Raw genomic sequence first — 12,272 nt, 5'->3', positions numbered from 1 at the left:
ACGGATGATTCGTTTTGAACAGGTCAGTAAAGCTTACCTCGGTGGGCGTCAGGCATTGCAAGGGGTGGATTTCCATCTGCGCCCAGCGGAAATGGCGTTCCTGACCGGCCATTCCGGCGCAGGGAAGAGCACTCTGCTGAAACTGATTTGTGGTATTGAACGTCCCAGCGCGGGTCAGATTTTGTTTGGCGGTCACAATATTAGCCGCCTGAAAAAACGCGAAGTCCCGTTCTTACGGCGTCAGATCGGCATGATTTTTCAGGATCACCACCTGTTGATGGAGCGCACGGTCTATGACAACGTCGCGATGCCGCTCATTATCGCGGGCGCCAGCAGTGAGGACATTCGTCGTCGGGTATCGGCCGCGCTGGACAAGGTTGGCCTGCTGGATAAAGCGAAGAATTATCCTATCCAGCTGTCCGGTGGTGAGCAACAGCGCGTGGGTATTGCACGCGCTGTGGTGAATAAACCCGCCGTGTTGCTGGCGGATGAGCCGACGGGCAATCTGGACGAAGCGTTGTCAGAAGACATTTTGCGCCTGTTTGAAGAGTTCAATCGCGTCGGCGTCACTGTCCTGATGGCGACGCATGATACCGGGCTGATCGCTCGCCGTAATTACCGTGTGCTGACGTTGTCGGATGGCCGCATGGTGGGGGGAAACCACGATGGCAAATAACGTCCGTAATGCGAAAAAGCCTGTCGCAAAAGCGAAAGCACTGCGCGGCGGTTGGCAGGAACAATGGCGCTATGCCTGGACAAATACGCTGGCTGATATGCTGCGCCAGCCGCTGGCCACCTTTCTGACCGTGATGGTTATCGCTATCTCGCTGGCGCTGCCCAGCATCTGCTATCTGGTGTGGAAAAACGTCAGTCAGGCTGCAACACAGTGGTATCCATCGCCTCAACTGACGGTGTATCTGGATAAATCGCTGGATGACAACGCGGCGCAGGCGGTTATCACGCAGCTTCAATCTGAAGATGGCGTCGATAAAGTTAATTACCTGTCGCGCAATGAGGCGATGGGCGAATTCCGCAACTGGTCCGGTTTTGGCGGCGCGCTGGATATGCTGGAAGAAAACCCGTTACCCGCGGTGGCAATCATTACGCCAAAAATGAGTTTTCAGGATTCCACCACGCTGACAACGTTGCGCGATCGCGTGGCATCGACGCAGGGCGTTGATGAAGTTCGAATGGACGACAGCTGGTTTGCTCGTCTGGTGGCGCTAACTAATCTGGTTGGGCAAATTTCCGCCATGATTGGCGTCCTGATGGTTGTTGCTGTCTTTTTGGTGATCGGCAACAGCGTGCGTCTGAGTATTTTCAGTCGCCGTGAAACCATCAACGTGATGAAGTTGATTGGTGCGACGGACGGCTTTATTCTGCGTCCGTTCCTGAATGGCGGAGCTGCAATGGGCGTGGGCGGGGCGGTGCTGTCGCTGATTTTATCGCAGGCGCTGGTCTGGAAGCTGGATGCGGTGGTGGCACAGGTTGCTGCTGTTTTCGGTACGACGTTTGCCGTCAAAGGGTTGAGCTGGGACGAGTCCCTGCTGCTACTGCTCATCGCTGGCATGATTGGCTGGCTTGCCGCCTGGCTGGCAACAGTGCAACATTTACGCCGTTTTACACCACAGTAAGCGTTTTCTGGTATAATTATCCCCTGTAATTCAGACCGTATTGCAGGGGAAACCTCCTCAGCGACATCTCTTATTTGCACTTTCCGCTGTGTTTTTCCCTTGGTTTCTTGTGCGTTAACGTCTTGTTCGTCTCCTGCTTGATCTCTGGCATCAGGTGAATAAAATGATAGGAACTTGCGAGCGAAATCACAGTCTGAATAAACAGATTTTAAGGTTTCAATAAATACGCTTAAAGGTGCCGCATTTTGCCATTTTCGCGCAAAACGATGCGGCGAAGCAGTGCTAAGATAGCTGACTGCAATATGACGAGTAGAGTAACAGAGAGGGTTGAATGACCAAAGATATGCAAACTTTCACCTTAGTTCCCCAGGGCAGTCTGGAAGGGTATATTCGTGCCGCCAATGCCTATCCGATGCTGACGGCGGAGGAAGAGCGGGCGCTGGCTGAACGACTGCATTATCAGGGCGATCTGGAGGCTGCTAAGCACCTGATTCTTTCACACCTGCGTTTTGTTATTCACGTTGCCCGTAACTATTCCGGCTACGGCCTGCCGCAGGCGGACCTGATTCAGGAAGGGAATATCGGCCTGATGAAAGCGGTACGTCGCTTCAACCCTGAAGTTGGCGTGCGTCTGGTTTCTTTCGCCGTGCATTGGATCAAGGCAGAAATTCATGAATACGTGCTGCGTAACTGGCGTATCGTGAAGGTAGCTACCACTAAAGCACAGCGTAAGTTGTTCTTTAACCTGCGGAAGGCGAAAACACGCCTCGGTTGGTTTAACCAGGATGAAGTCGAACTGGTAGCGCGTGAACTTGGTGTAACCACTAAAGACGTGCGCGAGATGGAATCTCGCATGGCGGCGCAGGACATGACCTTCGATCCGACGCCGGAAGAGGACTCGCACGACGGCAAAGCGATGTCGCCAATGCTTTACCTACAGGATAAATCGTCTGACTTTGCCGATGGCATTGAAGAGGACAACTGGGATACGCATGCGGCCGATAAGCTCACCTATGCGCTGGAAGGGCTGGATGAACGTAGCCAGCACATTATTCGCGCCCGCTGGCTGGATGATGACAACAAATCCACCTTGCAGGAACTGGCCGACCAATACGGTGTTTCCGCAGAGCGTGTGCGTCAGTTAGAAAAGAATGCGATGAAAAAACTGCGAGCGGCGATAGAAGCGTAATCGCTCTCATCGTCTCTTTCTGTAGCGACCGGGTAATGCCCGGTCGTTTTGTTTTTGTCCAACGTGAAAGTCAGGCCGTAGAGATGTGTTTATGGTTTCTCTGGGTTGAGTTCGTCAAGAATCAGCGGCGTTTCTTTTCTGCGAATATAGCGCCAGCCGCCGGATACGGGTGAGAAGCCGCAAGACACCATAAATCGCGCCAGCACTTCCTCTTTGATCGAAGCATGATCGGCCGTTGCCAACCACCATTCTTTAACCTCAGGAAGCTGGCGACGCGCTTCATCAATCAAAAGTTGCCCTACGCCACGTCGCCGCGTGACTTCTCGCACCATCAGATCGCTCAGTTCCGCATATTCCCCTTCAATTTCGACCAGCACACCACCTAACAGTCGATCGTTAAAACGGGCGGCGAATAACCGCTGATCGAGCGTGAGCCCTTCTTCGAGTAAATCAATGTTCTGATGCGGCCAAATTTTCGCCAGATCAATTTTATCCTGAGGGCTGAACTGGGTGAGGCATTCAATGGTTAGTTTCATTTTTATCGGCACTCCATCATGTGAGTGAAGAATAATGTAGTTGTCTTGTAGTGGAACAGTTGTGTAATTTGAGCGTTATGGTTAATAGAGCAAATGTTTTTCTCATTCTTTGTTTTTCGAGTAATCCATCAACAATTAATGCATAAAGTAGAATATCTGACTATATATAAATTGAATACTGGTTTTTACATCTGGTGTTTTGTGCTGTTTGCTCCGCTTGTTTCTGACAGGGTGAGTTGATTTGCAGCATAAAACTCCTGTTTAATAATATGAAAAATAAAGCCTTATTAGAAAACATTACTAATAATAACCTAAGCCTTTCTTACTTATAAGAAAATAGCAGGTTATGGCAGAAGGCGGTCAGGTTTTCGGCAATATCCATAATGACAGATGGGGTAAAAAAAATGAAATTCAGTAAAGGTAAAGTATTGCTGATGGGTTGTATGGCTGCGGCGTTTAGCCATGCGGTCAGCGCTGCCGATATTAAGGTTGCGGTTGTTGGCGCAATGTCTGGGCCCGTTGCGCAATATGGAGATATGGAGTTCATTGGCGCGCGTCAGGCTATTGCCGATATCAACGCAAAAGGCGGCGTAAACGGCAACAAACTGGTTGGCGTTGAATATGATGACGCGTGCGACCCTAAGCAGGCGGTTGCCGTAGCGAACAAAGTCATCAATGACGGTATCCGTTATGTGATTGGCCATCTGTGTTCCTCCTCCACGCAGCCTGCGTCTGATATCTATGAAGAAGAAGGCGTGATCATGATTACGCCTGCGGCAACCAATGCCGATTTGACCACGCGCGGCTATAAAATGGTGATGCGCACGACGGGGCTGGATTCCGATCAGGGGCCAACCTCAGCAAAATACATTGTCGAAACCATCAAACCTCAGCGTATCGCCGTGGTTCATGACAAGCAGCAATATGGTGAAGGTCTGGCCCGCTCTGTTCAGGATAGCCTGAAAAAAGCCGGTGCGAATGTTGTGCTGTTTGAAGGTGTGACGGCGGGTGATAAAGATTTCTCTACGCTGGTTGCGCGTCTGAAGAAAGAGAACGTCGATTTCGTTTATTTCGGCGGCTACTACCCAGAAATGGGACAGATTCTGCGTCAGGCTCGTCAGGCTGGTATGACAACCAAATTCATGGGCCCGGAAGGCGTGGGTAACTCTTCGCTGTCTAACATCGCAGGCGATGCCTCTGAAGGCATGCTGGTGACGCTGCCTAAGCGTTACGATCAGGTTCCTGCTAACCAACCGATTGTAGATGCGCTGAAGGCCAAGAAACTGGACCCAACAGGCCCGTTCGTCTGGACGACCTACGCTGCGCTGCAATCACTGACCACCGCGATGACACGTACTGGTAGCGATGAGCCGGAAAAACTGGTCGCGGATCTGAAAGCGAAATCTGTGGATACCGTAATGGGACCATTAAGCTGGGATGCAAAAGGCGACCTGAAAGGGTTTGAATTTGGCGTATTTGAGTGGCACAAAGACGGTACTTCCAGCGCAGTGAAATAATCATCATGCAGGGGAGGCAGAAGCGGGTGAATGTACCGCTGCCTGCCCCTTCGGCGTGGAGAACATTTTCCGCTTTCTGAGTGTGTACCACTACTATCCCTCAATACCGAAGCCCCCGTTGCCGCAAGGCGCGGGGGCGGCATTTAAGGTTAAGGTATGTCCGAGCAGTTCCTCTACTTTCTTCAGCAGATGTTCAACGGCCTAACGTTGGGCAGCACCTATGCGCTGATCGCCATTGGCTACACCATGGTTTACGGCATTATCGGCATGATTAACTTCGCGCACGGCGAGGTTTATATGATCGGTAGCTATGTCTCCTTTATTGTTATTGCGGCCCTGATGATGATGGGCATCGATGCTGGCTGGCTCCTGATTAGTGTCGCCTTCGTTGCTGCGGTGGTGATTTCCAGCGCCTACGGCTGGAGTATCGAACGGGTAGCCTACCGCCCCGTGCGAACGTCAAAACGTCTGATTGCACTGATTTCTGCCATCGGGATGTCGATTTTCCTGCAAAACTACGTCAGCCTGAATCAGGGCTCGCGTGATGTTGCGCTGCCGAGTCTGGTGACCGGCCAGTGGGTGTTGGGCGAAAGCAATGGCTTTGCGGCCACCATTAGCACCATGCAGTTGACCATCTGGATTGTTACGTTCCTTGCCATGCTGGCGCTGACGCTATTTATTCGCTATTCCCGTATGGGACGCGCCTGCCGCGCCTGTGCTGAAGACCTGAAAATGGCAAGCCTGCTGGGTATCAGCACCGATCGCGTTATCTCACTGACATTCGTCATTGGTGCGCTTATGGCTGCTGTTGCAGGCGTGCTGTTGGGACAATTTTACGGCGTAATCAACCCCTATATCGGCTTCATGGCTGGGATGAAAGCCTTTACGGCTGCCGTTCTGGGCGGGATTGGCAGTATTCCTGGCGCGATGATCGGCGGGCTGGTCTTGGGTGTAGCCGAAGCGCTGACGTCCGCTTACCTGAGCACGGAATACAAAGATGCGGTGTCATTTGCGCTGCTGATTGTGGTGCTGCTGGTGATGCCAACCGGCATTCTGGGTCGCCCGGAGGTTGAGAAAGTATGAAACAGCTCAACCTGCTTAATGCGTTGGTTTCCGCGTTCATGCTGCTGGTGCTGGCCTCGTTTTTAATGGGCATGCAACTGTCGCTGGATGGCACCAAACTGGTAGTGCACGGTGCCGGTGAAGTTCGCTGGTATTGGATTGGTGCGGGCTGCATCGTGGTGTTCTTCTTCCAGTTGATTCGCCCCTTTTTCCAACAAAGCATCAAGAAATTTTCCGCACCGTCACTGGTGCTGCCGAGTTTTGATGGCAGTACGGCACGACAGAAGATAGTCGCGGCGGCGTTGATTATCGCTGCTATCGCTTGGCCGTTTCTGGTCTCGCGCGGTACGGTAGATATCGCCACCCTCACGCTGATTTACGTGATGCTGGGCTTGGGTTTGAACGTTGTGGTTGGCCTGTCTGGTCTGCTGGTCTTGGGCTACGGCGGGTTTTACGCCATTGGCGCGTATACCTATGCACTGCTGAATCACTATTACGGATTGGGCTTCTGGGAAAGTTTGCCGCTGGCGGGCATGGCGGCGGCGCTGTCTGGCTTCCTGCTAGGGTTCCCTGTGCTGCGTTTGCGCGGTGATTATCTGGCGATTGTGACGCTTGGGTTCGGCGAAATTGTCCGTATCCTGCTGTTGAATAATACCGAAATTACCGGTGGTCCGAACGGCATCAGCCAGATCCCTAAACCGACCTTCTTTGGTCTGGAGTTTGGCCGCAACGCCCGCGATGGCGGTTGGGATACGTTCCATAATTTCTTCGGTCTGCAATACGACCCCAGCGACCGCATTATCTTCCTGTATCTGGTCGCGCTGCTGTTGGTCATATTAACCCTGTTTGTGATTAACCGCCTGCTGCGGATGCCGCTGGGACGCGCCTGGGAAGCGCTGCGTGATGACGAAATCGCCTGTCGTTCTCTGGGCCTGAGCCCAACGCGCATCAAGCTGACCGCCTTTACCATCAGCGCCGCGTTTGCTGGGTTTGCCGGTACGCTGTTTGCCGCGCGTCAGGGATTTGTTAGTCCGGAATCGTTCACGTTTGCTGAGTCTGCCTTTGTGTTGGCTATTGTTGTGTTGGGCGGAATGGGCTCGCAGTTTGCGGTCATCCTCGCCGCGATCCTGTTGGTGGTGTCCCGCGAACTGATGCGCGACCTGAATGAATACAGCATGCTGTTGCTGGGTGCATTGATGGTTCTGATGATGATTTGGCGTCCGCAAGGCCTGCTGCCGATGAAGCGTCCTGAGATGAAGCTGAAAGTCGCGAAGAAGGAAGATCAAGCATGAGCACGCAGCCACTATTATCAGTCAGAGGTCTGATGATGCGTTTTGGCGGCCTGCTGGCGGTCAACAATGTTGAAATGGACATTCATGCTGGCGAAATTGTCTCGCTGATCGGCCCGAATGGGGCGGGGAAAACGACGGTCTTTAACTGCCTGACCGGTTTTTATCGCCCGAGTGGTGGCACCATCATGCTGCGCGATCGTCATCTGGAAGGGTTACCCGGACAGGCCATTGCCCGCATGGGCGTGGTGCGCACGTTCCAGCACGTTCGCCTCTTCCGTGAAATGACGGTGATCGAGAACCTGCTGGTCGCGCAGCATCAACACCTGAAAAGCGGCGTGTTTGCCGGGCTGTTGAAAACGCCGGGCTTTCGTCGTGCGGAAGCGGATGCGCAAGCGCGTGCCGCGGTGTGGCTGGAGCGTATCGGCCTGCTGGATTTAGCGAACCGTCAGGCGGGGAATCTGGCTTACGGTCAGCAGCGCCGTCTGGAAATTGCCCGCTGCATGGTGACGCGACCTGAGCTGTTGATGCTCGATGAGCCGGCGGCAGGTTTGAACCCGAAAGAAACGGACGAGTTAAATCAGCTGATTGCGGAACTGCGCGATAGCCATCAGGTGTCCGTGTTGTTGATTGAACATGATATGAAGCTGGTAATGGGGATTTCTGACCGGATTTATGTCGTCAATCAGGGAACGCCGCTGGCACAAGGCACTCCAGCTGAAATTCGTAACAACCCAGATGTCATTCGTGCATATCTGGGTGAAGGATAACGTTTATGCTGTCATTACATCAGGTTTCCGCCCACTACGGAAAAATTCAGGCGCTGCATCAGGTTAGCCTGCATATTAATCAGGGCGAGATTGTCACGTTGATCGGTGCGAACGGTGCCGGTAAAACGACGCTGCTGGGCACGCTGTGCGGCGATCCGCGCGCGTCGGAAGGTTCCATTACGTTTGACGGTAAGGACATCACTCACTGGCAGACGGCGCAGATTATGCGCGAAGCTATCGCGATTGTGCCGGAAGGCCGTCGCGTCTTTTCCCGTATGACGGTAGAAGAAAATTTGGCGATGGGTGGGTTCTTTGCCGAGCGCGATCAGTATCAGGAGCGCATTGCGCGCGTCTACGATCTGTTCCCTCGTCTGCATGAGCGACGCGCCCAGCGTTCCGGCACCATGTCCGGCGGTGAGCAGCAGATGCTGGCGATAGGCCGTGCGCTGATGAGCCAGCCGCGTTTGCTGCTGCTGGACGAGCCGTCGCTGGGGCTGGCACCGATTATCATTCTGCAAATTTTTGATACGATCCAGCAATTGCGCGAAGAGGGGATGACCATCTTCCTGGTAGAGCAAAATGCCAATCAGGCGCTGAAACTGGCTGACCGGGGTTATGTACTTGAAAATGGTCATATCGTGTTGGAAGATACCGGTGCGGCATTGTTAGCTAATGAAGCGGTACGTTCGGCCTATCTGGGCGGATAATTGAAGTTTTGTTGAAAGGTTAAGAATACATGGCCATTGAAGGGTTGTTAGCGCACCGCATCGCTCAGTTAAAAAGTTCCGCCATCCGTGAACTGCTGAAACACAGCAAGATGGAAAATATTATCTCGCTGGCTGGTGGGATTCCGTCAGATGCATTGTTTGATTTCGAAGGCTTAAGTCAGGCCACGCAGTTAGCAATTACCGAACAGCCAAAAACGGCATTCCAGTATGGCTTAACCGAAGGCAGTGGCGTGTTGCGCGATCGCATTGCTGAGCTGTGTGCTGTGCGTGGCGTAAAAACACGCGGCGACGACATTGTCGTGACGGCAGGTTCGCAGCAGGCGCTGGACTTGATTATGCGCTCGATGATCGATCCCGGTGATGTGTTCGTCGTTGAACGCCCGACTTATCTGGCAGCGCTGCAAACGCTGGAACTGGCGCAGGCGAATGTGATGTCTGTATCGTCCGATGCCAACGGCATTGTGGTTGATGAGCTGGAAGAGCTGCTGAAGAAACAGCGCATCAAGGGCGTTTATATTGTCCCGAATTTCGGTAATCCGAGCGGTGTTACGCTGAGTTATGAACGTCGCCTGCAATTGGTTCAACTGGCGGAGCGCTACGGTTTTGTCATTATCGAAGACGATCCCTATGGCGAATTGCGTTTCACTGATGAGCGTAACCCGACGCTGTTCCAGCTGGCGCAGGATAAACTGGGCAGCACGGAATACGTGCTGTATACCTCCACGTTCTCGAAAGTGTTGGCTCCGGGTCTGCGTCTTGGTTGGGCGATTCTGCCGGATTGGCTGTTGCACAAGGTGGCGATTATCAAACAGGCCGCTGACCTGCACGCTAGCGCACTGTCGCAGACCGTCGCAGAATGCTATCTGGGGCTGGGACGTTTGGAGACGCAGATCGAGAAAATTCGCCACGCTTATAAGCATAAAGGCGAACTGCTGGCACAGCTGGTCGAGAAGGAACTGGGTGATGTGATCACCTTTAACCAGCCGAAAGGTGGGATGTTCCTGTGGGCGAAGTTCCGTCAGGACGATTTCAACACGACGGAATGGCTGAAAAAGACGCTGGAACAAGGCGTTGTCTTTGTGCCGGGCGAATTCTTCTTCCCAGACAACATCGACTACTCAACGCTGCGTCTGTCCTTTGCGACCGCAACGGATGAGCAAATGCATGAAGCAGTCGCTCGCCTACGCCGTGCGTTGTAATCGCCGATAGCAAGCAACCCGTTGATGTAAAAAGCCGCTGATATTTCAGCGGCTTTTTTGTATGTAGGCAACGGTTCTTGGTCATTGAGACGTTGTATGGGAGCAAAGGTGTGCGATTTCGCCCCCCCTTCCTCATGGGCGTAAAATGAATTTGCGGCTACAGATTCGACCGCTTCCATTTTTTAAAAGGAGCTCTCAATGGGAATACATTTAATTCATGCAGTTTTATGTGCTTTAAATAACTCAGAGGTACACATCGCGTACACATCGTGGTTCTATGCCCCTGATTTGTTATCAATAGTCATGTTTTTTACCGCGGCACTGATGGCGACGATTCAATTGATGCCGTTGGGTAAAAAAGTTTAGCCAAAAGCCGCCCTGGAGGGCGGCTTTTTACCAGTTGTACCGAAAAGTGACGTGGGTTAAAAGGTTTCCCAGTTTGTGTTACTCGAATTACCAGCTAACGCTAATTTCGGTCTAGACAGCGTAGCCACTGGCGGTGCGGCTCGTTGTGTCTGGATACCGTCGATTTTGAACACGCCCATCAACTCAACCAGATTTCTGGCCTGTTGGCTCAGGCTGTCTGCGGCAGAGGCGGATTCTTCAACCAGTGCGGCATTTTGTTGGGTTACCTGATCGAGCTGATTCACCGCATCATTGACCTGGGAAACGCCCTGTTCCTGCTCATGCGTGGTCAGGCCGATCTCATTGATAAGGTTGGCGACGCGCTGCGACTGATCCACGACTTCTGCTATGGTCACCCCTGCTTCGTTAACCAACAGACCACCCGTTTCCACTTTTCCTACGCTGATGCCAATCAGGTCTTTGATTTCACGCGCAGCAGAAGCGGAACGTTGAGCGAGTGAGCGAACTTCTCCGGCAACGACCGCGAACCCGCGTCCCTGTTCCCCTGCTCGTGCGGCTTCGACGGCGGCGTTGAGTGCCAGAATATTGGTCTGGAAAGCAATACCGTCTATTACGCCGATAATATCGCCGATTTTACGTGAACTCGCGGTGATCTCTTCCATGGTCCGCACAACGTTGCTGACGACATCGCCTCCTTTACGGGCTGCGGCACTGGCCGAGTTGGCGAGCTGTGCAGCGGTGCGCACGGTATCGGCATTCTGCTTAACCGTGGTGTTCATCTCTTCCATAGAGGCAGCGGTTTCCTGAAGGTTGGCGGCCTGTTCTTCCGTGCGCTGACTGAGATCGGTGTTGCCCATCGCAATCTGGTTGGCTCCCGTGGCGATAGATTCGCTGCTTTGATGGACTTGTCCGACGATATTGCTCAGGCTTTGGCGCATTTCCTCCATTGCAGCGAGAACGCTGGTGGTGTCTCCATCGCGCCGTTCAATGGCGATGGCAAGATTCCCTTGTGCAACTTGACGGGTAATCTCCAGCGTATAAGCGGGTTCTCCACCCAGTTGGCGTTTGATTTTCCGGGTGATCCACCAGGCAACAACGCCTCCCAACAGGGCAGAACACAACGCGATGATCAACATTAGGGTGCCAGCGTGTAACGCATTATTCTCGGATTCATTGGCGAGCGTGACGGTCAGTTGTTTTTGCATTCCAACCATTTTATCCAGAATGTCGAATACGCTTGCTTGCGTGGTACGCACTTCCGTCAGCAGAAAATTGCGAAATGCGTCGTGTTCGTTGGACATAGCCAGGTCGATGGCTTTTTTCATGCTGTTGGTATAGGCCGGGCGAGCCTGATCCAGCGTGGCGAGCAACGTTTTAGCCTCGTCATTTACTGCATTTTTACGTATTTGCACGAGCAAATCGCTATTACGTGCGATGGTTTGCTCAATGCGATCTTTTTCCACCTTCATTTGTTGTTGGTCGGTCAGAAGTGCAATATTTCTGATAGAGCGTGCCGCTATGTTGACGTTGTCTTTAACTTCCTGCATGAGCAGAAGATTGGTAATACGCATCTGTGACAGAATCTGAATGTTTCCCCCAAGTTTTTCTAACTGAACGCGGCCCAATATGGCGACTAAGAATCCAATAACGATAATTAGCGTAAAGCCTGTTCCTAACATTTTTCCCAAACTCATATTCTTCATGATATTCCTTTTTTATTTATTGAAGTCTGACACGGCAGGTGTCGTTATTTTATGTTAGGGGTGATGTACAGACGCGATTTCCCCCACGAACTCCATTGCTTTCATCATTCCGCTTATCTCCCAGTGTTTCTCCGATACAGGAATGCTGGCGACGTTTATGCTCCAATCGCTGCCTTGGCGAAGGGAATGGTCGTCGCTTTCATACCTATCGGGAATACCTGTTGAGAATATTTACAGGCCAAGGGAATGACAAATGAAGTGTAGACAATAACGTAGTAT

11 protein-coding genes are annotated in these 12,272 nt (G+C 52.4%); 9 read left to right on the top strand and 2 right to left on the bottom strand.

Annotation, left to right across the window (positions count from 1 at the left end):
• The first annotated feature begins 4 nt into the window (after positions 1–4).
• The 3 genes from ftsE to rpoH all read left to right on the top strand — a co-directional run bounded on the left by ftsE (position 5) and on the right by rpoH (position 2,823).
• Positions 5–676 (top strand): cell division ATP-binding protein FtsE, encoded by a 672-nt coding sequence (gene ftsE, locus DCX48_12675; protein QXE15297.1) that lies wholly within the window; start codon positions 5–7, stop codon positions 674–676.
• Complete coding sequence (ftsX, locus tag DCX48_12670; GenBank protein ID QXE15296.1) at positions 666–1,634, top strand: cell division protein FtsX; 969 nt, start codon at positions 666–668, stop codon at positions 1,632–1,634. Before ftsE ends, ftsX begins: the two co-directional genes overlap by 11 nt.
• A 331-nt stretch (positions 1,635–1,965) precedes the next feature.
• Entirely contained in the window at positions 1,966–2,823 is an 858-nt protein-coding gene (rpoH, locus tag DCX48_12665) for an RNA polymerase sigma factor RpoH (protein QXE15295.1), read from the top strand.
• A gap of 89 nt (positions 2,824–2,912) precedes the next feature.
• Here rpoH and panM read toward each other — a convergent pair whose 3' ends face one another.
• Entirely contained in the window at positions 2,913–3,359 is a 447-nt protein-coding gene (panM, locus tag DCX48_12660; protein QXE15294.1) for an aspartate 1-decarboxylase autocleavage activator PanM, read from the bottom strand.
• 404 nt (positions 3,360–3,763) lie between these two features.
• On the opposite strand from panM, the gene DCX48_12655 reads away from it, so the two are divergent.
• The 6 genes from DCX48_12655 (at position 3,764) to DCX48_12630 (ending at position 9,924) form a co-directional block, all read left to right on the top strand.
• Complete coding sequence (locus tag DCX48_12655) at positions 3,764–4,876, top strand: branched-chain amino acid ABC transporter substrate-binding protein (protein QXE15293.1); 1,113 nt, start codon at positions 3,764–3,766, stop codon at positions 4,874–4,876.
• Positions 4,877–5,032: 156 nt separating this feature from the next.
• Positions 5,033–5,959, top strand: coding sequence for a high-affinity branched-chain amino acid ABC transporter permease LivH (livH, locus tag DCX48_12650; GenBank protein QXE15292.1), 927 nt, complete (start codon positions 5,033–5,035; stop codon positions 5,957–5,959).
• Positions 5,956–7,230, top strand: coding sequence for a high-affinity branched-chain amino acid ABC transporter permease LivM (locus DCX48_12645; protein ID QXE15291.1), 1,275 nt, complete (start codon positions 5,956–5,958; stop codon positions 7,228–7,230). The genes livH and DCX48_12645 overlap by 4 nt, the downstream gene beginning before the upstream one ends.
• Complete coding sequence (locus DCX48_12640) at positions 7,227–7,997, top strand: ABC transporter ATP-binding protein (protein ID QXE15290.1); 771 nt, start codon at positions 7,227–7,229, stop codon at positions 7,995–7,997. The genes DCX48_12645 and DCX48_12640 overlap by 4 nt, the downstream gene beginning before the upstream one ends.
• Before the next feature lie 5 nt (positions 7,998–8,002).
• Positions 8,003–8,704 (top strand): high-affinity branched-chain amino acid ABC transporter ATP-binding protein LivF, encoded by a 702-nt coding sequence (gene livF, locus DCX48_12635; protein QXE15289.1) that lies wholly within the window; start codon positions 8,003–8,005, stop codon positions 8,702–8,704.
• A 29-nt stretch (positions 8,705–8,733) separates the two neighbouring features.
• A complete protein-coding gene (locus DCX48_12630; GenBank protein ID QXE15288.1) occupies positions 8,734–9,924 on the top strand; it encodes a PLP-dependent aminotransferase family protein in 1,191 nt (396 codons plus the stop codon).
• A 422-nt stretch (positions 9,925–10,346) separates the two neighbouring features.
• Here DCX48_12630 and DCX48_12625 read toward each other — a convergent pair whose 3' ends face one another.
• A complete protein-coding gene (locus DCX48_12625) occupies positions 10,347–11,993 on the bottom strand; it encodes a methyl-accepting chemotaxis protein (GenBank protein ID QXE15287.1) in 1,647 nt (548 codons plus the stop codon).
• Positions 11,994–12,272 lie beyond the last annotated feature (279 nt).

The sequence above is a fragment of the Pectobacterium atrosepticum genome, assembly GCA_019056595.1.
GTDB classification, from domain to species: domain Bacteria; phylum Pseudomonadota; class Gammaproteobacteria; order Enterobacterales; family Enterobacteriaceae; genus Pectobacterium; species Pectobacterium atrosepticum.
Note: the sequence above shows the minus strand (reverse complement) of the source record. Positions and strands in the feature narration are given on the sequence as shown.